This is a genomic window from Pseudomonas vlassakiae (genome assembly GCF_014269035.2).
GTDB lineage: Bacteria > Pseudomonadota > Gammaproteobacteria > Pseudomonadales > Pseudomonadaceae > Aquipseudomonas > Aquipseudomonas vlassakiae.
This window is the reverse complement of record NZ_JABWRP020000032.1, coordinates 12,738-33,832: the sequence shown is the minus strand read 5'-3', so window position 1 is coordinate 33,832 and position 21,095 is coordinate 12,738. Positions and strand designations below refer to the sequence as shown.

12 protein-coding genes are annotated in these 21,095 nt (G+C 64.1%); 11 read left to right on the top strand and 1 reads right to left on the bottom strand.

The window, feature by feature from the left end; genetic code table 11:
- A partial coding sequence (locus HU738_RS25255; protein ID WP_217871518.1) for a retention module-containing protein occupies nucleotides 1-2,918 on the bottom strand: 2,918 nt, incomplete at its 3' end.
- A gap of 516 nt (nucleotides 2,919-3,434) precedes the next feature.
- On the opposite strand from HU738_RS25255, the gene HU738_RS25250 reads away from it, so the two are divergent.
- The 11 genes from HU738_RS25250 to bcsC all read left to right on the top strand — a co-directional run bounded on the left by HU738_RS25250 (nucleotide 3,435) and on the right by bcsC (nucleotide 20,926).
- On the top strand, nucleotides 3,435-5,591 hold the full coding sequence (locus HU738_RS25250; RefSeq protein WP_176509396.1) for a type I secretion system permease/ATPase: 2,157 nt from the start codon (nucleotides 3,435-3,437) through the stop codon (nucleotides 5,589-5,591).
- Nucleotides 5,581-6,957, top strand: a complete 1,377-nt coding sequence (locus HU738_RS25245; RefSeq protein ID WP_176509395.1) for an HlyD family type I secretion periplasmic adaptor subunit — start codon at nucleotides 5,581-5,583, stop codon at nucleotides 6,955-6,957. The genes HU738_RS25250 and HU738_RS25245 overlap by 11 nt, the downstream gene beginning before the upstream one ends.
- Before the next feature lie 237 nt (nucleotides 6,958-7,194).
- Nucleotides 7,195-8,685, top strand: a complete 1,491-nt coding sequence (gene bcsE, locus HU738_RS25240; RefSeq protein WP_186601965.1) for a cellulose biosynthesis protein BcsE — start codon at nucleotides 7,195-7,197, stop codon at nucleotides 8,683-8,685.
- Nucleotides 8,682-8,864, top strand: a complete 183-nt coding sequence (gene bcsF / locus HU738_RS25235) for a cellulose biosynthesis protein BcsF (protein WP_186601958.1) — start codon at nucleotides 8,682-8,684, stop codon at nucleotides 8,862-8,864. Before bcsE ends, bcsF begins: the two co-directional genes overlap by 4 nt.
- Entirely contained in the window at nucleotides 8,861-10,489 is a 1,629-nt protein-coding gene (gene bcsG, locus HU738_RS25230; protein ID WP_186601957.1) for a cellulose biosynthesis protein BcsG, read from the top strand. Before bcsF ends, bcsG begins: the two co-directional genes overlap by 4 nt.
- Nucleotides 10,486-10,704 carry a cellulose biosynthesis protein BcsR gene (bcsR, locus tag HU738_RS25225; protein WP_176509392.1) on the top strand — a complete coding sequence of 73 codons (219 nt, stop codon included), beginning with the start codon at nucleotides 10,486-10,488 and terminating at the stop codon, nucleotides 10,702-10,704. The genes bcsG and bcsR overlap by 4 nt, the downstream gene beginning before the upstream one ends.
- A complete protein-coding gene (bcsQ, locus tag HU738_RS25220) occupies nucleotides 10,701-11,417 on the top strand; it encodes a cellulose biosynthesis protein BcsQ (RefSeq protein WP_176509391.1) in 717 nt (238 codons plus the stop codon). Before bcsR ends, bcsQ begins: the two co-directional genes overlap by 4 nt.
- Nucleotides 11,414-14,023: a UDP-forming cellulose synthase catalytic subunit gene (bcsA, locus tag HU738_RS25215; RefSeq protein ID WP_186601956.1), complete on the top strand. Its 2,610-nt coding sequence runs from the start codon at nucleotides 11,414-11,416 to the stop codon at nucleotides 14,021-14,023. The genes bcsQ and bcsA overlap by 4 nt, the downstream gene beginning before the upstream one ends.
- Nucleotides 14,020-16,302 carry a cellulose biosynthesis cyclic di-GMP-binding regulatory protein BcsB gene (gene bcsB / locus HU738_RS25210; RefSeq protein WP_186601955.1) on the top strand — a complete coding sequence of 761 codons (2,283 nt, stop codon included), beginning with the start codon at nucleotides 14,020-14,022 and terminating at the stop codon, nucleotides 16,300-16,302. The genes bcsA and bcsB overlap by 4 nt, the downstream gene beginning before the upstream one ends.
- Before the next feature lie 2 nt (nucleotides 16,303-16,304).
- On the top strand, nucleotides 16,305-17,417 hold the full coding sequence (gene bcsZ, locus HU738_RS25205; protein WP_186601954.1) for a cellulose synthase complex periplasmic endoglucanase BcsZ: 1,113 nt from the start codon (nucleotides 16,305-16,307) through the stop codon (nucleotides 17,415-17,417).
- Nucleotides 17,405-20,926, top strand: a complete 3,522-nt coding sequence (bcsC, locus tag HU738_RS25200; protein WP_186601952.1) for a cellulose synthase complex outer membrane protein BcsC — start codon at nucleotides 17,405-17,407, stop codon at nucleotides 20,924-20,926. The genes bcsZ and bcsC overlap by 13 nt, the downstream gene beginning before the upstream one ends.
- Nucleotides 20,927-21,095: the final 169 nt, after the last annotated feature.

Sequence of the window (21,095 nt, the reverse complement as noted above, 5' to 3'; positions counted from 1 at the left end):
GTGGTGGTGTCTTGTACATCGGTGACAGTGGTACTGACCGGTGCCTGGTTGGCGACCAGGTTCTCGTAGTTGCCGCCGCTGACGCTGGTAATGCTGTTGGTGACTGCCGCATGGCCTTGATAGACGTCGTTGCTCACGGCGCCGGTGGCGGTGCCGGAGCTTTGGCCAACCGGAATGGTGATGGTTTGGCCGTTAGCCAAGCTGACTACGACCGGGCTTCCGGTGACTGGCGCATTAACCGCGGCGGTGTAGACGATAGTGCCGCCCTCGGTCACAGACGGCGTGGCCGTCAGGGTCACGGTCGAGGTGTCGATGGTGTCACTCACCGTTGTAACTGCCGGGGTACTGTTGATCGCCAGGTTTTCGAAATTGCCACCCGAGGCATTGGTGATGCGGGCGCTGACCTGACCGGCATCGATATATGGATCATCCGCTGGCGCGGCAACGGCGACGCTGCCGGAGGTCTGATTGGCGCCGATGGTGATGGTCTGGCCATTGCTCAGCGTGACGGTTACCGCCGTTTCTGCGGCGTTGGTCAAGGTAGCGGTGTAAACGATCTGCCCGCCTTCGGCCACGCTTGGCGTTGCCGTCAGCGAAACGGTAGTGGTGTCTTGTACGTCGGTGACGGTTGTAGAAACCGGTGCCGGGTCGGCAACCAGATTCTCGTAATTGCCGCCGCTGACGCTGGTGATGCTGTTGGTGACTGCCGCATGGCCTTGGTAGACGTCATTGGTCACGGCACCGGTGGCCGTACCGGAGCTCTGGCCGACCGGAATGGTGATGGTTTGACCGTTCGCCAAGCTGACCACAACCGGACTGCCGGTGACGGGCGCATCCACTGTGGCGGTATAGACGATGGTGCCGCCCTCGGTGACGGCAGGCGTCGCCGTCAGGGTCAGGGTGATGCTGTCTGGCACATCGGTGACACGGGTAATGACCGGCGCCGGGTTGGCCACCAGGTTTTCATAATTGCCACCCGAGACCCCGGTAATGCTGTTGGTCACCGGGACGTGCCCCTGGTAAACGTCGTTGTTAGCCGTCCCGGTGGCCGTGCCGAAGCTCTGTCCAACTGCAATGGTAATGGTCTGCCCATTGGCCAGGGTGATGAGCAGCGGTGCGCCGGTTACCGGTGCATCCACGGTGGCGGTATAGAGGATAGTGCCGCCCTCGGCCACCGAGGGCGTCGCGCTGAGTGTCACGGTCGAGGTATCGAGGGTATCGGTGACCGTGGTCAGCGCTGGTGTGCTGTCGATCGCCAACTGCTCAAAGTTGCCGCCGTTGGCATTGGTGATACGCGCACTGACCAGCCCACCGTCGGCATAGCGATCATCGCCCGGTGCGGCCACGTTGATGCTGCCGGAAATCTGGTTGGCCGCGATGACGATGCTCTGGCCGTTGCTCAGGGTCACGGTGACGGCAGTCTGGCCGGGGTTGCTGAGGGTCGCGGTGTAGAGGATCTGGCCGCCCTCGGCCACGCTCGGGGTCGCACTCAGGCTCACCGTGGTGGTGTCCTGCACTTCGCTGATGCTGGTGCTGACCGGCGTCGTGTTGGCGACCAGGTTTTCGAAGTTGCCGCCGCTGACTGCAGTAATGCTGTTACTGACTTGCCCCGGCCCCTGATACACATCGTTGCCCACCGGCACGCTGACCGTACCGATGCTCTGGCCCACCGCCACGGTTATGGTCTGGCCAGTCGCCAGAGTCACCACGACTGGCGTAACGGTAACCGGCGCCGAGAGGCTGGCAGTGTAGAGGATGGTGCCGTTTTCGCTCGCCGAAGGGCTGGCCGTGAGGGTCACCGTGCTGATATCGGCCGAATCGCTGATCACGGTCACGGCGGGAGCAGGGTCGGCCTCCAGGTGCTCGAAGTTACCCCCGCTCACCGATGTGATGCTGGCGCTGAGCGTGCTCGTGCCTTTGTACACATCGTTGGCCGTCTGCACCGACACGCTGCCACTGCTCTGGCCCGCGCCAATGCTGATGACCTGGCCATTGGACAGGCTGACTGTGACGGCGGTCTGCGCCGGGTTGCTCAGGGTCACGGTGTAGGTGATCGCCCCGCCTTCGGTAACCGTGGGGCTGGCGCTGAGGGTGGCGGTGGTCGTGTCGATGCTGTCTACCACACGGGTGTTGGCCGGGGTGCTGTCGATGCTGACGGGGAGGCCGCCACCACGGGTACCGGTGATGGTTACCGACAGCGTCTGGTCATCGAGGTATACCGTGTCGTTGGCAGGTACTGCGACCTTCACCGAACCACTGGTCTGCCCGGCGGCAATCAAGATCACCGCACCATTGGACAACGTCACGGCCAGTGCGCTGAGCGGGGCTTGGCCAACCGTTGCGACATAGACGATGGTGCCACCGTCCTCGCCGATCGACGGCGTCGCGCTCAGGGTCACCGCCGTACTTGTGTCTGCGGCAACGGTCGTGTCCAGGCCAGCGAACTGCTCGAAGCGCAGGCCCGCGCTGAAATCAAGCGGCCCGGTCTGGTAGCCGACAGTGGTGTCGACCCGTCCCGCGGTCTCCTCGAGCATGACGAAGCTGTGCCCGCCACCGAGTGCGCCATTGCTGCTACCAGACGGCGTGACGCCCGCAGCCGTTGCCTCCAGCGCGGTAGTAGGGTCGGCGCCCGCCTGGATGGCCTGCTGCAGTTGCTCCACCGACGGCGCCGCCTGGGCGGTGGCCAGGGCCATGTCGGTACTGTTGTCGGGCGTGCCAGCGCTCCACTGGCTGTCGCGGCCCAGGTCCAGATAGCGCCCATCGGGTAACTGAAGGGTGACGGCCCCCCCTGCGCCCGTCAGTACCTGCTCGCCTGCATACAGACGGTCTCCTTCGATGAGCACGCGGCGGATGCCCTCTGGGGATACCGCGATGACTTGGCCAACAATGCTCTTGACGATGGCAACTACCGTGCTCATGGGGCTCTCCAGGTGACTCGACCAATACTGTCCATGCCCCGCTAACGGGCTTGTGGAATGATTAGAAAGTGCTTTTATTCAATGAACATAAAACGTTGGCTCGCTAAAAGTTCGAGAGCTGGAAGACTGACGAAATGTTGACTGCAACGGCCCTGCGACGAAGCTCGGGCAATCTAAAGTCATATCGTTAAATAGCCGCTTGCCAACTCTCACTTTCGTATTAGTTGCAAGGTGTTTTCGATGGCTCAAACGTGAGCCTTGCGCCTCAGGCCGCGTTCTACAAGGCCTTGCGTAAGGTCGATCGTCGCTGATATCGGGCGACGAGGAACTTCGACTTGCGCTGGCGCGATCAATCGTTAGTCTTTTGATAAGCGCTGCTGGAGAGGTGGCTATATGCACAGGGAGTTCCACTGTGCAGCAGTAATGAACCCTTAGGGTTTTGCTGTCGTCTGCTTGAAAAGAGCAATGAGCAATTGTTGAAGGGGCCATCCCAACTACCGCAAGGAAGAGCGCCACGTGGAATCCGACGTAAGACGAATCCAGCTGAGCCACGATCCGCGCAGCCAGCACGATGATCCCTTGCTGGACTGCCTGCTCACCCTGTGTGTGCTGCATCAAAAGCCCGCCAGCCGAGTGATGCTGACCACCGGGTTGCCTTTGCCCGCCCAGCGCCTGAGCCCTGAGCTGTTGCCCCGTGCCGCGGCCCGGGCCGGCCTGCAGGGGCGCTTGTTGCAGCGCAAGCTGGAACAGATCCCAAGTATCGCCATGCCGGCCATGCTGTTGCTCAAGGAGGGGCGTGCCGCCGTCCTGCTCGGTTGGGAAAACCCCGAAACCGCACGCTTGCTGCTCAGCGAGAGCGACGGCGGTGAAGTGCTGGTCAGTCGCGAAGCCCTTATCAGCGATTACAGTGGCCGGGTGTTCTTCGCCCAGCCGCAGCACAAGTACGACGTCAACCACGGCAACCTGATCCCGCGCGCTAAATCCTGGTTCCGCGACACCTTGCTGCGCAGCAAGTGGCTGTACATAGACGCCATTGCGGCAAGCCTGGTGATCAACCTGATCGCCCTGGCTGCGCCGTTGTTCGTCATGAATGTGTACGACCGGGTTGTCCCCAACCAGGCCACTTCGACCCTGTGGGTACTGGCGGTGGGCATAACCGGTGCCTACATTTTCGACCTGATCCTCAAGGGCCTGCGCAGCCTGTGCCTGGACCTGGCTGGCAAGAAGGCCGACCTGATCATCTCGGCCACGTTGTTCGAGCGCATCGTCGGCATGGCCATGAAATACCGACCCGCGAGGGTCGGCAGCTATGCGCAGAACATTCATGAATTTCAGGGGCTGCGCGATTTCCTCGCGTCCCTGACGCTTACCAGCCTGATCGACCTGCCGTTCACCCTGATCATTCTCATCGTCATCGGCATCATCGGCGGCCATCTGGTGTGGATCCCGGTGCTGGCCTTCCCGTTGGCCCTGGGCATCGGCTATGCCCTGCAGAAGCCGCTGATGGCGACCATGGAGCGGACCATGGCGCTGGCTTCCGAACGCCAGTCCAGCCTGATCGAAACCCTGGCCGGGCTGGACGCCGTCAAGGTCAACAACGCCGAGAGCGAACGCCAATACAAATGGGAGCAGACCCTCGGCACCCTCAGCCGCCTGGAGATGCGCGTGAAAGTGCTGTCTGGCCTGGCCATGAACATCACCCTGCTGATCCAGCAACTGGCAGGCGTGGCGATGATCTGCCTCGGCGTCTACCTGATTATCGACGGCAGCCTGAGCATGGGCGGGCTGGTCGCCTGCTACATGCTCAGCGGCCGCGCCCTCGGCCCGCTAGGCCAGTTGAATGGCCTGCTGGCGCGTTACCAGCAGGCCAAGGTGACCATGACCGCCACTGACCAGATGATGGAGCTGCCTCAGGAACGCAATTTCGAGGAGCGCCCGCTGAGCCGTCAGGTGCTTCAGGGCGCCATCGAGTTCCGCGGCGTCGATTTCACCTATCCCAACCAGCAGAACCAGGCCCTGAAGAACATCAGCCTGAGCATTCGCCCAGGCGAGAAGATCGGCATCATCGGCCGCAGCGGTTCGGGCAAGAGTTCACTGGCCAAGCTGTTGGTGGGCCTGTACGAAGCAGACAATGGCTCGCTGCTGGTCGACGGTGTGGATATTCGCCAGATCGACGTCAGCGAGCTGCGCCACAACATCGGCTATGTGCCTCAGGACATCCAGTTGTTGGCCGGCAGCCTGCGCGACAACCTGGTCAGCGGGGCACGCTACATCGAGGACGAGATCATCCTCCAGGCCGCCGAGCTGTCCGGCGTGCACGAGTTCGCCCGGCTACACCCGGACGGCTACGAACTGCAGGTCGGCGAGCGTGGGCAAAACCTGTCGGGTGGCCAGCGGCAGAACGTGGCCCTGGGCCGTGCCCTGTTGCTGAACCCTCAGATCCTGCTGCTCGACGAGCCCACCGCAGCCATGGACAACACCGGCGAAGAACGCCTCAAGCAACGCCTGCAGGCGGTGATCGAGAGCAAGACCGTGCTGCTGGTCACCCACCGCGCTTCGCTGTTGTCGCTGGTCGACCGGTTGATCGTTATCGACCGTGGCCAGGTTGTCGCCGATGGCCCGAAAACCGCAGTCATGGATGCACTGAAGAAGGGGCAGATCAGTGTTGCATAAGCTTGATATCGGTGAGTTCAAGGAGCAGCTGCGCCGTTACTTCAAAGGCTCGCAGTCGCTGCACGGGCAGCCGTTGCCCGAGGTCAACAAGGCACTGATCGAAGACGCGCCACGGGTGGTGCGCCTGACCATCTGGGGCGTGATCGCGTTCTTCCTGTTCATGATCATCTGGGCCAGTTTCGCGCCCATCGACGAAGTCACCCGTGGCGAGGGCAAGGCCATTCCTTCGTCCAAAGTGCAAAAGGTCCAGAACCTTGAAGGCGGTATCGTCGCCGAAATATTCGCCAAGGAAGGGGAGGTGGTCGAAGTCGGCGAGCCGTTGTTGCGCCTGGACGAAACCCGCTTCGCCTCGAACAAGGGCGAAACCGAGGCCGACCGCGTGGCCATGGCCCTGCGCGTCGAACGCCTGAGTGCCGAGGTCGAGGATGTCCCGCTGGAGATAGAAGCGAACCTGCGCCAGGCGGCACCCAGCCAGGCCGCCAGTGAAGAGTCGCTCTACCAGAGCCGTCGCCAGCAGTTGCAGGATGAAGTCAGCGGCCTGCAGCAGCAACTGGTGCAGAAACAGCAAGAGCTGCGCGAGTTCAATTCCAAGCGAGACCAGTATGCCAACAGCCTGCAGCTGCTGCGCCAGGAGATCGGCATGTCCGAGCCGCTGGTGGCCAAAGGGGCGGTCTCCCAGGTCGAAATCCTGCGCTTGCGCCGCTCCGAAGTGGAGCTTCGTGGCGAGCTGGATGCCACTGCGCTAGCAATTCCGCGTGCCGAAGCTGCAATAAAGGAGGTGCAGAGCAAGATCGAGGAGACCCGCGGCAAGTTCCGCAGCGATGCCCTTACTCAGCTCAACGAGGCCCGGACCGAACTGAACAAGGCCACGGCCACCAGCAAAGCGCTGGATGACCGCGTCCACCGTACTCTGGTCACTTCGCCGGTACGCGGCATCGTCAAGCAGTTGCTGGTCAATACCATCGGCGGGGTGATCCAGCCGGGTAGCGACATCATCGAAATCGTCCCGCTGGATGACTCCCTGGTGATCGAAGCGAAGATCCTGCCCAAGGACATCGCTTTCCTTCACCCCGGTCAGGAGGCCATGGTCAAGTTCACTGCCTACGATTACACCATCTATGGCGGCCTCGAAGCCAAGCTGGAGCAGATTGGTGCCGACACCATCACCGACGAGGACAAAAAGACGACCTATTACCCGATCCGCCTGCGCACCGAGAAGAGTCACCTGGGTAGCGATGACAAGCCGCTGTTGATCATCCCGGGCATGGTCGCCACCGTGGATATCAAGACCGGCAAGAAAACCATCATGAGCTACCTGCTAAAGCCGATCATCAAGGCACAGACCGAGGCGTTGCGTGAACGCTAAGCAGTTGCAAGGCGCAATCGATCACGTTTTCCAAAACCTGGCGAACCGCTGTCAAATATCATCTTGACACCATTTTCACCTAGTGCTGTAGAATTGACGTCCTTAATCCAAGCCCAATCTGCAAGCGTCGTATTTTTGACACTTTTCTTCGTCAAAAAGCCGCAGCTGCCTGCGTGCGGCCTACGTCCCTGAATCAGCTAAGATTTCGAATTCAGAGCCATTGACTTGACGAAAAGCATCCCGTTGTTGGCTATCCCCGGACTAGGCGCCGAGCATGGCCAGTTTCATGAGCACGGCCTGTATTGGTTGGCCTGTGACACCACAGAAAACGCCGCTACGCTCTGCCGCCAAGTGATCGGAGCCATGCCTGAACAAGGCCGGGCGGCGTTGCTGGGTGGCGCGCGCGTGATGCAAGACGCCCTCGAAGGGTTGGACGCGGCTTGCGGCCCTGCCGAATTGACCCTGTTCGAGGCTGACACTCGGGCCATCCTGCACCTGGCCAAAGACCTGCCGCGTATCGACTTGCCTGGCCGGGTGCTGCTGGCCATCGTGCCATCGGCGGCCTGGGAGGGTGGCAACGCCGAGCACTGGTGCCAGACGCTGCGCCAGGCGGCGCTTGCGGCGGGTGCGCTGATTGTGGTGATCAGTGAAGGGCAGAGCGCCTCGCTGGTCGAGCGCCTGCGCGCATTCAACCAGTCGCTCGACGGGCTCGCCCAGCTGTATCGCGGCCAGGGCAGCATGCGTTACCTGCAACACTTCTGGAGCAACAGGCTCGGCGTTGCTGGCACCCAGGACCTTGAACTCTCACGCCACGCCGGTGGTTTTGCCATTGCCGGGCGGCCGCTGCCGTTGACCGATGCCGGCGGTGATGAGCTGCTCTGCCTGGCCCAGAGCCAGGTGCTCGAGGGGGCACCTGCCTTGTCGGAGCACTGGCAGGTGTTCGACAGCATCAGCGAGGTTGGCGCCAAGGCCAGTCGTGCCGTGTCGGCCACCGTGATCTTCGCCATGGATGGGGGCCAGCGCCTTGATATCCTTGCCCGTCAGTTGCACACCTTGCGGCAGCTGCGCGGCAACGCCCTGAAGCTGGTCGTGCGGGAAATGGCGCCAACCCTGCGTTACCAGGACGAACAGCTGTTGCTGGCCTGTGGTGCAAGCCAGATCGTGCCGTTCGGCGCCAGCCTGTCGCGTTTCCTGACCATGGTCGACAGCATTCAGGGTTATGTCTGGCGCCGCCATCTGCCGGCCGACTTCGATGCCTTGCTCGCTCGCTTGCGGCCAATGCCGGTCTGCGGCCTGGTGGCGCCCCGGGTGTTTGCCGAAGCGGTGCAGCAGATGTGGCATGGCCACCGCAACGGTGAAATCGTCCACCAGTTGCTGGTGCTGCGTCCTGCGCCGGGCCTGAGCCCGCTGCAGGCCTGCTCACGTACGGTGTTCCGCCGCGATGGCGACATCGCCTGCGTGGTCGGCGAGGTGTTGTTCCTGTTCCTGTTCGCCTGCCGTTCGGAGGGCGTCGAGCAGGCGCTTGACCATATCTTCCAGTTGTCCTGGAAGGAGTTGTTCATCAGCCAGGACCTGTTGGTCAACCTCGACAGTCTGGACGCTCCCGCGTTTCTCGATGAAACCGTCCCGCAGCCGCCACTGGCCGAGTCGGCGGCACTGCCAGCGGCGCTGAAACGGCCCGCCCTGGCGCCTCGGCGGATTGCCCTGGGCCATGGAGGGGCAGCATGAACTTCGTGCAATTGCTGCAGGTAGCCGGCCTCAGTGTGCTGGCTACCTTGATTCTGGTCCTGTTCGTGGTGAGTGTGCGTGGCACCGTGCAGGGCTGGCTGAACCGCCTCTTGCGACCCCGTTACCTGAAGCCGGTGGGTGTACGCCGCCGTGTGGTGCGTCAGGACTCTGAACGATGACCAGCGCTACATTTTCCACGCAGGTGCCGGCCCGTTGGCACGGTCTGGGTGCCTGGAACCTCTATTTCCTGGCCAAGTTCCTGTTGGTCGCGGTTGGCATGCTGGACTTCCAGGCGCTGCCCAATCTGCTGTTCGCGGCATTTCTGCTGATACCGTTGGCAAAGCGCTGGCTGCGCGTCGGGCGCCAGGTCGTGGCCGTACCAGTGGGCATCGCGCTGTTCTATCACGACACCTGGCTACCACCGTTCCGGCGCTTGCTGGCGCAGCCGGGGGTGCTCGATTTCTCCTGGGATTACCTGCTGGAGCTCATGGCCAGGTTCATCAACTGGAACTTGATGGGCGCCCTGGTGCTGCTACTGGTGGGCTACCTGTTCCTGCGGCATTGGCTGCGCCTGAGCACCTTGAGCCTGGCCGGCCTGGCATGGCTGGCGGTCGGCGGCTTACCGGCAGTGAGCATCGGTGGCGGCCAGCCTGTCGTCAGCGGTGCAGCCGCCACGGCTGGCACGGGCGCTGCGGCACCGGCTGCGGCCGTGGCCGACACGGCGACCCTGAATGCCTGGCTGGAGCGCTTCTTTGCCAGTGAGCGGCAGCGGGTGACTGCATTCCCTGTCGCGAAGCCGGACGAGCAGACCTTCGACCTGCTGGTGATCAACGTGTGCTCCCTGGCCTGGGACGACCTTTCGGCCGTGGGCATGCATGACAATGCCTTGTTCTCGCGCCTGGACGTGGTCTTCGACCAGTTCAACTCGGCGACCTCCTACAGCGGCCCGGCAGCGATCCGCATGCTGCGCGCCAGCTGCGGCCAGTCGTCCCATGCAGGCCTTTACCAGCAGGCGCCGGAACAGTGCCTGCTGTTCCAGAACCTGGCCAAACTTGGCTTCCAGAGCCAGACGCTGCTCAACCACAGTGGCCGCTTCGACAACTTCATCGGCGACATCACCACCCAACACATGCCGCAGCCGAGCTTCGGCGTCAGCGACTTCCCGCGGGCACTGGTCAGCTTCGACGGCTCGCCGATCGCCGGCGACCTGGACGTGCTGCACGGCTGGTGGGGCAAGCGCAAGAGCTCCGGTGCCGACCATGTCTCGTTGTTCTACAACACCATCAGCCTGCATGACGGCAACCGCATGGTGACCGCCGACGGCGGCACGCGCCCGGCCGATTACGCCACACGGGCCAACCGCCTGTTTGGTGACCTGGGCAAGTTCCTCGACGAGCTCGAAGGCAGCGGCCGTCGCGTGGTGGTGGCCATCGTTCCCGAACACGGCGCGGCCTTGCACGGTGATCGCATGCAGCTGTCGGGCATGCGTGAGATCCCGACGCCATCGATCACCCATGTGCCGGTCGGCCTCAAGTTCATCGGCATGGGCCAGCCGGCACGCAGCGAGCCGCTGCGCGTTACCGCGCCCACCAGCTTCCTGGCGCTGTCCGAGCTGGTCTCCCGTGTGTATGCCGGCCTCGGCGCGGGGCAGACGCTCGACCTGCCGAGCCTGCTGACCGACCTGCCGACCACCGAGCGTGTCTCGGAAACCTCTGGTGCCCAGGTGCTGGACTACCAGGGCCGAACCTATATGCGCCTGCAAGGCCAGCCGGATTGGCAGCCTGTTCCGAAGGAGAGCCCATGAAGGCTGGCAACGCTGACCCATCCGACCGCAGTGACGATATCGCCCAGTTGCGTCGGTATCTGGCCATGCCTGCCTTGAGCTATCAGGACATTTCCATGATGGTGGGTGTGCAGCAGGCGTTGCAGCGCTGGCCGCTGCTGGGCGAAAGCTGCATGGCTCGCCTGCAGGAGGCTACCTTGGCGCGGACCGAGCAGTCCAAGGCCGTGCAGTCATGATCAGCCTGGCCTTGCATGGGCTGCGGGGTGGCTTGGGCCGTACCGCGCTGCTGGCGGCGCTGGGTTATGCCTTGCGTGAACTGGGTGAGCGCGTGTTGCTGGTCGACATGAGCCCGGACAACCTGCTCGGCCTGCACTTCAACCTGGCGCTCGAACAGCGCGACGGCTGGGCCTGTGCCGAGCTGCAGGGGCGGCCCTACGACGAGCCTCTGTATGAGGTTCTCGACGGCTTGTGCGTGATGCCTTTTGGTGAAGTGGATGCGCACCGGCTCGGCGAGCTGAAGGGGTATCAGCAGCCTGAAGTGTGGCGCGCGCGGCAAGCTGAACTGGCCAAGCATTTCGACTGGCTGTTGTTCGATCTTGCTCACCCGGTAGCGGCCAGGGCCACGCAGGGTTTCGTCACCGACATGCGGGTCCTGGTGGCTGAGGCTGAAATGACCAGCCACATCCTGCTGGGGCGCCAGCAGGTCGAGCGTTATGACATGCTGCTGGTCAACCGTTTCGACCCGGCCAGCAGCCTGCAGAGCGATGTGCTGATGGTGTGGCGTGACCTGTTCCGCAAGCGCCTGCCCATGCAACTGGTGCACCGTGACGAAGCGTTCGTCGAGGCATTTGCCTGCAAGGCGCCGGTCGGCCACTATGCGCCGCATTGCCTGGCATCCCGGGATGTGCAAAGCCTGGCGGTGCGTTGCCTGGCGAGGCGCGAAGCGTGAACGTGACCCCGCTCTCGGCCTACGCCCATTTCACCGCGCGCGGCGCACAACGGGGTGTTGCGCTGTTGTTCACCCTCGGGGTGTGGCTGGCGTTCCTGCTGCTACGGCTCGAATCACCTGCCTGGCAGGCACTGCTGGCTGAGCGTCAGCGCCTGTTCCCGCAGTTTGTCGGCAAGCGGCCGACCTTGGGCGACCCGCTGCGGCTGCTGATCCAGTGCGGCTGGCTACTGCTGCGGCGGGTGCCACCGCCGCGCAAACCTGCCCGGCCGCTGCGTGCCTTGTCGTTGGCAAGCGGCTACCTGCGCGGCCTATCCAAGGTGCTGCGCAGCTGCCGTGCGCGGGTGGCCGAAGCCATGGGCCAGGTGCCGGCGCGTTTTCGCGACAGCGACTTGCAGCAAGGTGCCGCACAGCGTCTGAAGGGTCTGAGCGTGTTCGGCCGGCGGCTGTTCTATACCGTGCTCACCTCGTTCGCCGTGTTGCTGGCCGTGCTGTGCGTGACCGAGCCGTTCGGTTACCTGGCGCAGCTGGTGTTCATCTTCCTGCTGTGGGGCATCGCCATGCTGGTGCGCTACATGCCGGGCCGCTTCCCGACCTTGATGCTGATCGTGCTGTCGACGATCATTTCTTGCCGTTACCTGTGGTGGCGCTACACCTCGACCTTGAACTGGAACGACACGCTCGACCTGGTCTGCGGGGTGATCTTGCTGGCAGCAGAAACCTACTCCTGGTTCGTGTTGATCCTCGGTTACATCCAGACCTGCTGGCCATTGGAACGTAAGCCGGTGAACCTGCCCGAAGACCCGGCCCATTGGCCCAAGGTCGATTTGTTCATCCCTACCTACAACGAGGACCTTTCGGTGGTACGAACCACCGTCCTCGCTGCCCTGGGCCTGGACTGGCCACGCGAGTGCCTGCACATCTACATCCTCGACGATGGCAAGCGTGCGGAGTTCCGCGCCTTCGCCGACGAGGTCGGCGTGGGCTACATCGTGCGGCCGAACAACCATCACGCCAAGGCCGGTAACCTCAACCATGCGCTGGGGGTCACCCACGGCGAGCTGGTTGCCATCTTCGACTGCGACCACGTGCCGGTGCGTTCCTTCCTGCAAATGACCGTCGGCTGGTTCCTCAAGGACCCGAAGCTGGCGCTGGTGCAGACGCCTCACCACTTCTTCTCGCCCGACCCGTTCGAGCGCAACCTGGGCTCGTTCCGCCGCCGCCCCAACGAAGGCGAGCTGTTCTACGGGCTGATCCAGGACGGCAACGACATGTGGAACGCCGCCTTCTTCTGCGGCTCCTGTGCCGTGCTGCGGCGCACCGCGATAGAAGACATTGGTGGCTTTGCCGTGGAAACGGTCACCGAAGATGCCCATACCGCGTTGCGCCTGCACCGCCAGGGCTGGACCTCGGCCTACCTGGGCATTCCCCAGGCTGCCGGCCTGGCAACCGAGAGCCTGTCGGCGCACATTGGCCAGCGCATCCGCTGGGCGCGCGGCATGGTGCAGATCTTCCGCACCGACAACCCGCTGTTGGGCCGCGGTCTGAGCCTGTTCCAGCGGATCTGCTACGCCAACGCCATGCTGCACTTCCTTGCCGGCCTGCCGCGGTTGATCTTCCTCACCGCGCCGCTGGCGTTCCTGCTGCTGCACGCCTACATCATCTACGCGCCTGCCGTGATGATCCTGCTGTACGTGCTGCCACACATGATTCATGCCAGCCTCACCAACTCGCGCATGCAGGGCAAGTACCGGCAGACGTTCTGGGGCGAGGTCTACGAGACCGTGCTGGCCTGGTACATCGCCCGTCCGACCACGGTCGCGTTGTTTGCGCCGAAGAAGGGCAAGTTCAACGTCACCGCCAAAGGTGGCCTGATGGAGGAGGGCCAGTTCGACTGGCGCATCGCCCAGCCCTACCTGTTCCTCGCCGGCCTCAATGTGGCCGGCCTGGGTTTTGCTGTCTGGCGCCTGTTCACCGGCCCGGCTGCGGAAATCGGCACGGTGATCGTCAGTTCGTTGTGGGTGACCTACAACCTGCTGATCCTCGGCGCCGCCTGCGCAGTGGCCGCCGAAGTGCGCCAGGTGCGCCGTGCGCACCGCGTGCAGATGCACCTGCCAGCCGCACTGCAGCTGGAGAGTGGCCACGCTTTCCCCTGCACGCTGGTCGACTATTCCGATGGGGGGATCGGCCTGCAACTGGGTGACGGCGTGAAGCCTGCCTCAGGGGCGCGTGTGCGCTTGCTGCTGAGCCGCGGGCAGCGTGAGTTTGCGTTCAACGCCCGGGTTACCCGTATCGTCGGCCGGCATGTGGGTCTGACCTTCGAGGGCCTCAACCTGCAACAGCGCATCGACCTGGTGCACTGCACCTTCGCGCGGGCCGATGCCTGGCTGGGTTATCAGGACAAGCATGAAGTCGACCGCCCACTGCGCAGCCTGATGGACGTGCTCAAGCTGGGTGGCGTTGGCTACCTGCGCATGATCGAGCACACCCCCATCTGGCTGCGCGGGTGGCTGTTGCCCTTGTATGAGCTGCTGCGCTGGCTGGCCAGCTACCTGCCGCATACACCCCGACCACTTCCTTCCACGAACCTTGCTGACCGAGACGCATGATGACTCGTTATCCCGCACGCACCTGGGGCTTGGCGATGGCGCTGCTTGCCTCGCTGTTGCAGAACGCTGCTGTCGCCGCTGTAGCCCCCCTTGCCATACCGGCCGAGCCATCGGTGCCCAACTGGCCCGTTACCCAGACCTTCGAGCAACTGGGCCGGCCGGCCGACAGCCTGATGTTGGGCGTTCGCAACAGCGAGAACATCGAGTTCGGCCTGCGCCGGGATCGCCTGGCCACCCATGCGGTGCTGCAACTGGACTACACCCCGTCGCCAGCCCTGCTGCCGAACCTGTCGCATTTGCGTGTCTACCTCAACGACGAGCTGATGGGGGTGTTGCCGATCGAGAAGGACCAGCTCGGCCAGCGCGTGCGTCGTCAACTGCAGCTGGACCCGAAACTGATCAGCGACTTCAACCGGGTGCGCCTGGAGTTCGTCGGGCACTACACCGATATCTGTGAAGACCCGGCGCACAGCGGCCTGTGGCTGAACGTCAACCGCAAGAGCCAGGTGCAGCTGCACGAGCAGGCGCTGGCGCTGGAAAATGACCTGGCGTACTTCCCGCTGCCGTTCTTCGATGCGCGCGATACCAACAAGGTCGAGTTGCCGGTGGTGTTTGCCGACACCCCAAGCCTGGGCGAGCAGCGCGCCGCTGCCATCCTGGCCTCGTACTTTGGCAGCAAGGCCGGCTGGCGCAAGGCGACCTTCCCGGTGTCGTTCAACAGCCTGCCGGCCAGTGGCGACAAACCGCAGCCGGTCATTGTCTTTGCCACCAACGACCGACGCCCGGCGTTCCTTGCCGACCTGGAAAAGTACCCGGCGGTCGATGGCCCGGTGGTGCAGCTGATCGATCACCCGAGCGACCGCTGGAGCAAGCTGCTGCTGGTGCTGGGCCGCAATGACGATGACCTGGTCAAGGCCGCTTCGGCGCTGGCCGTCGGCAGCGACCTGTTCCGCGGCTCGCGGGTCAAGGTCGAACAGATGACCGCACTGCAGCCACGCAAGCCTTACGACGCGCCGAACTGGACGCGTACCGACCGCCCGGTGCGGTTCTCCGAGCTGCTCGACTACCCGGAGCAGTTGCAGGTCAGCGGTTTGCAGCCACGCCCGATCACCCTGGACGTGAACCTGCCGCCAGACCTGTTCGTCTGGCGCAACCAGGGCATTCCGCTGCAGACCCTGTATCGCTACACGCCGCCAGCGGTCACCGATGAGTCGCGCCTGAGCATCAGCGTCAACGACCAGTACATCACCAGCATGCCGCTGGTGGGCAACGACCGCCGCAGCAGCACCCTGGAGGAGATGCGCCTGAACGTGCTGTCTACCGACAGTACCGCCCTGACCGAGCAATCGCTGGTACCGGCCCTGAAGATCGGTGCGCGCAACCGCCTGCGGTTCGACTTCAGTTTCGCCAGCACCCTGGGCAGTGCCCAGCGCGACCACTGCCAGACCTCGCTGCCGGTAGACGTGCGTGCGGCGATCGACGAAAACTCGACCATCGACCTGTCTGGCTACTACCACTACATGGCCATGCCTGACCTGCGTGCCTTCGTCCGCAGTGGCTTCCCATACAGCCGCATGGCCGACCTGTCCGAGACCCTGGTCGTGGTACCGGCCAAGCCCACGGCGATGCAGGTCGGCACCTTGCTTGACGTGATCAGCAGCATCGGCGGGCAGGTCGGCTACCCGGCCTTGAATGTGCGCTTGAGCGACAACTGGAAGCAGGCGGCGGACGCCGATGCCGACCTGCTGCTGATTGGCAGCCTGCCCGAAGACCTGCGTGAGCAGCCGAACATGGGCTTGCTGCTCAATGCCCAGCGCGACTGGATGGTGCAGGGGCGGGTGGTGGAGCAACCCGGCATGCGGCGCTTCGACACGACCCCAGTGGTGTCCAACAGCCGCATCGAAGTCAGTGCGCAGGCGCCGATTGCCGCGATCACCGGGCTGAAATCGCCGTTCCACGAGCAACGCAGCGTCGTTGCCCTGCTGGCCAGCTCCGATGACGCCTACGCCTTGCTGCGCGAAGTGCTGGCCGACTCCGGCAAGCTCGATGCCGTGGCAGGCTCCGTCGCACTGGTGCGCAGCAGCGGTGTCAGCAGCCAGTTCGTCGGCGAGCACTACTACGTAGGCCAGCTGCCCTGGTGGTTGTTGATGTGGTTCCACCTCTCTGATTACCCGACCCTGATCGCGGTGATTGCCGTTATCAGCGTGCTGCTGTTCGCCTTCCTGTTGTGGCGAGCGCTGCGTTGGGCCGGGCGTCGTCGCCTGGGTGGGGCCGATTGACCATGCGTCAGCTGTTGGCCTTGCTGCTGGTGTTGTGCATGCCCGCTGTCGCCAGCGCTTCGGCGGCTTGCCCCTGGCCGGCCTGGGAGCGCTTCAAGACCGACCTGATGAGTGCGGATGGGCGCGTGCTCGACCGCAGTGACGAGCGCCTGGTCACTACCTCCGAAGGGCAGAGCTATGCGCTGTTCTTCGCCCTGGTCGGCAACGACCGCCAGGCCTTCGACAACCTGCTGCGCTGGACCGGCAACAACCTGGCCGAAGGCGACCTTTCCCGGCATTTGCCGGCCTGGCTCTGGGGCCGCGGCAAGCAACAGCAGTGGCAGGTGCTGGACAGCAACAATGCCAGCGATGCCGACCTGTGGATCGCCTACAGCCTGCTCGAAGCGGGGCGGCTGTGGAATGAGCCGACGTACACTCGGCTGGGCACGCAGATGCTCTGGCGCATCGCCGCGCAGACCGTACGCAAGGTGCCGGGCCTGGGCGTGATGCTGCTGCCAGCGGACTATGGCTTCGACGACCACCGCGGCTGGCGCCTGAACCCCAGCTACCTGCCGCCGCAACTGTTTGATCGCTTTGCTCTGGTAGACCCGCTCTGGGGCGAGATGGCCAGCAACGTTCGTCGCCTCTGGTTGCAGGCATCGCCCAAGGGTTTTGCCCCGGACTGGCTGCTGTGGACGTCCGCGGCGGGCATCGAGCCAGACCCTGAGCACGGCAGCGCCGGTAGCTATGACGCCATCCGCGTGTACCTGTGGCTGGGCATGCTGGCCGACGGTGCACCGCAGCGTGACGAATTGCTGCGTCACTTTGCACCGATGGTCGCCGCCACTACCCAGGGCGGCCTGCCACCGGAGAGCGTCGACGCTCGCACGGCCAAACAGAGCGGGCATGGCCCGGTAGGCTTTTCCGCAGCGTTGTTGCCGTTGCTGGCCAGCGTCGCGGATGGCCACGCTGCGCTTGAAGCCCAGCGCCAGCGGTTGCACGAGCAGCCTGCCGAGCTACAGGCGTATTACAACCAGGTCCTTGCCCTGTTCGGCCAGGGCTGGGACCAAGCCCGCTATCGCTTCGACAACCAAGGTCGTCTGCTGCCCGCCTGGAGTGCTCCATGTTCCGAATGATCGGCGTGCTGACGCTGACCGCCTTGTCCTGTGCCGTGGCCGCGCAGCCGAAAGACCGCGATGAGCAGCGCCAATGGCTCTTGGAACAGGTACGTATTGGTGAGGCGCTGCACCGTGACGACTTGGTTCACGATGCCCTGGCCAGGCTGCGGCTATTGGACCCGCGCAACCCTGATGCCTTGCTGGCCTCGTTGAGCCTGGCGCTGCGTGAGCAGAAACCTGAAGAAGCCGAACAATTGCGGGCAAGCATCGCTCAAATGGCACCGGGGAGCCTTCAGGACCGGCAAGCCCGACGGCTGATGGCGCTACAGCAGCCCGAGCAGGCGCAGCGCTTGCAGCAAGCGCGGCTGATGGCGGTCACCGGGCGTTACGATGAGGCCCTGGTCGCTTATGACCAGTTGTTCGGCGGCGAACTGCCCACGCTGGATCTGGCACTGGACTACTGGCGCGTGCGTGGCAACCTGGCCGGGCAGCGTCCGGAAGCGATCCGTCAGTTGCAGCAACTCGATCGTCAATACCCAGGCAATCCGGGGCTGCGCCAGACCTTGGCGGCCTGGCTGTTCAGCGAGGACCGTGACACCGAGGCCTTGGCCGTGCTCGACCAGTTGTCGCGCGACCCGACGGCGCGCGATGCCGCTGCCCAGCGCGAGTTCGACTACCTGTCCGAGCAACCGGTGAGTGCCAGCAGCGTTGCCGCCTGGCAGGCATTCGTCCAGCGTTATCCGGCATCGCCGCTGTTGCCGCTGGCCAATGACACCCTCAGGCAGCAACGCACCCTGGTGGCCGATCCGGCCTGGCAGGCCGGCCAGCGTGGCAAGGCGTTGCTCGACCAGAACCGCAACGTCCAGGCTGAAGCACAGCTGCGCCTGGCCCTGCGCCGCTATGCCGATGATGCCAGCCTGCACGGTGCGCTCGGTGTTGCGCTGATGCGTCAGCGCCGCTATGGGGAAGCCAACGTGGCGTTCCACCAGGCCGTTACCATCGAGCAGAACACCCGGCTGATGAGTAAATGGAAAGACCTCGAAGCCTCCAGCCAGTACTGGGGTATGCTGCAGCGCGCTGACAGCGCGTTGGAAAAGCAGGATTTGCGTACTGCCCGTTCGCTCTACCAGCAGGCACGCCAGCAGCGCCCTGACGACGAGTTCGCCATGCTGGGTTTGGCTGATGTGTCGTTCGCGGAAGGCGACCTGGCCAGTGCCGAGCGGCAATACCTGCAAGTGCAGCGCAAGGTGCCAGGCAATGAAAGCGCGGTACGCGGGCTGATGCGGATCTACCAGGCACAATCGACCGACAAGGCCGAAGCCTATCTGGACAGCCTGCCGAAGGCCCAGCAGGCCCAGTTCGCCAGCCTGCGCCGCAGCCTGGAGCTAGGCCGCCTGCGCGAGCAGGGTGATGCCGCCGTGCAGCGCCAGGACTGGGCGACCGCCAGCCAGGTGCTGGGGCAGGCTGCCGAGCTGGCGCCTGATGAGCCCTGGCTGGCCTACCAGCTGGCCAACAGCCTGCGCCAACAGGGCCGTAACGCTGAGGCCGATGCTGCATTCAACCGCGTGTTGCAGCGCCAGCCCGCCGATCCCGCCACGCGTTACGCCCATGGCCTGTACCTGGAATCCAGCGACCGCGATGCACAGGTCCACGACACCTTGCGCGCCGTGCCGCAAGGCGCCTGGACCGACGACATGCGCACTCTCGACAAGCGCGTGCGCCGGCGCATGACCCTGGCCCAGGCCCAACGCCTGCAGAACCAAGGCCGCACCGACGAAGCCAGCGCCGTGCTGGAAGCCGGCCTGGCCCATGGCGAGGGCGACCCGGACGACCTGCTGCTGATGGCCGACTGGGCGGCAGAGCGTGGCGATCATCGCAAGGCACTGGGTTACTACGAGCGCGTGCTGCAGGTTCAGCCGCAGCGCGCCGAGGCCCGCCTGGGGGTGATGGAAAGCTGGATTGCCGAAGGCGACCTGGCCCGCGTTCGCCAAGCACTGGCGGCGCAGCCGCTGCAGTTCACCGACGAGCAGAGCGATGCCCAGCGCCGTTATGCCGAAGTGCTGGTGGCCTTGGGCGAGAAGGAAGAAGCGGCTCGGCTCCTGGAGCATGTCGCCGCCAGACAGGCGCTGCCCGACCCGTTGCTGCGCCGCGATGCAGCCAGGCTGGTGGCGGCCAACGACCCGCAGCGGGCGTTGGATCTGTATGCCGCAGCCATGGCCGATGCGCAGATGATCAGCCACTCGCAGGCCTCGCCACGTGACGACCGCGCGATGACCTTCGCCAGCCGGGCGAAGGACACCGATGACTGGCTGGCGCGCAGCTTGCGCAGCGACGTCGATGAGCTGTACCAGCAGCGCAATACCAATGTCACCCTCATGCATGACTATGGCTGGCGCAAGAACGACGGCACGCCCGGTATCTCTCGCTTGAGCACGCAAACGACCTTGCTGCATGTCGACACCCCTTGGGAAGACGGCAGGGCGTTTGCGCGGGTCGAGCGTATCGGGATGGATGCCGGCTCGTTCGACCTCGACGAAAACGGTAACAACACCGCTGACTTCGGTACCTGCCAGTTCGTCGGCGTCACCCGCAGCGGTGCACCGCTGCCGACCTGCCAGCCGGGTTCGCAGACCGCCAATGGTGGCGTGCTGGCGATGGGCTGGCAGAACAGCCGCTGGGGCTTCGACCTGGGCACGACCCAAGGCTATGAGGTCAACAACTGGCTGGGCGGCGCTATCGTCAATGGCGACCTGGGGCAGGTGGGGTGGTCGCTGGCGGCCTCGCGTCGGCCGATGAGCAACTCGCTGCTGTCGTTCGCCGGCACGCGTGACCCGGCTACCAACGTGCGTTGGGGTGGTGTTACGGCCAACGGTGCCACGCTGGGCCTGAGCTGGGACCAGGGGGGAGATTACGGCGTCTGGGCAAGCCTCGGCCACCATTGGCTGGTCGGCGAGAACGTTGCCGACAACCAGCGCACCCGTGCAATGGCAGGGTATTACTACCGCCTCGTGGAGAAGGCCGACGAGCGCATGCGCGTGGGCCTGACCGTGATGGACTGGCGCTATGACAAGGACCTGGGCGGCTACAGCCTCGGTCAGGGTGGTTACTACAGCCCGCAACGCTACGAGTCGATCGGTGTGCCGGTCAGCTATGCCTGGCGCAACTATGACTGGTCGTTCCTGCTGGAAGGCTCGGCCAGCTGGTCCCACGCCAGCAGCGACAGCAGCCGGCTCTACCCGGACGATAGCCTCAACCGCAAGCTGCTGGCGCGTTACGACATCATCGAGTCGAACATCGATGCGACCACCGATGCCAGCAGCAGCACCGGCGTGGGCTATCGCCTGCATGGTGCCTTCGAGCGGCGCCTGAACGATCGCTGGGCGCTGGGCGGAGGTTTCGACTGGCAGCACAGCAAAGATTATGCGCCCAGCCATGCCATGCTCTACGTGCGCTACCTGTTCGAGCCGTGGCGCGGCAACCTGGCCTTGCCGGTCACCTCGCTGGAGCCCTACAGCGAATGGCGTTGAGGGGGCGTCTGGCGCCCCTTTTCAGTGCGTGAACCGTTTCATATGGTTATGCGCTAACGGTATTTAAATTATTTTTCTTATGCATTTATAGTCACCCCACTGCGTACCCGTCGACCAATCGATGCGCCGCACGACTTGAACCCACACGGGTAATCCCCGTGCGTTTCTG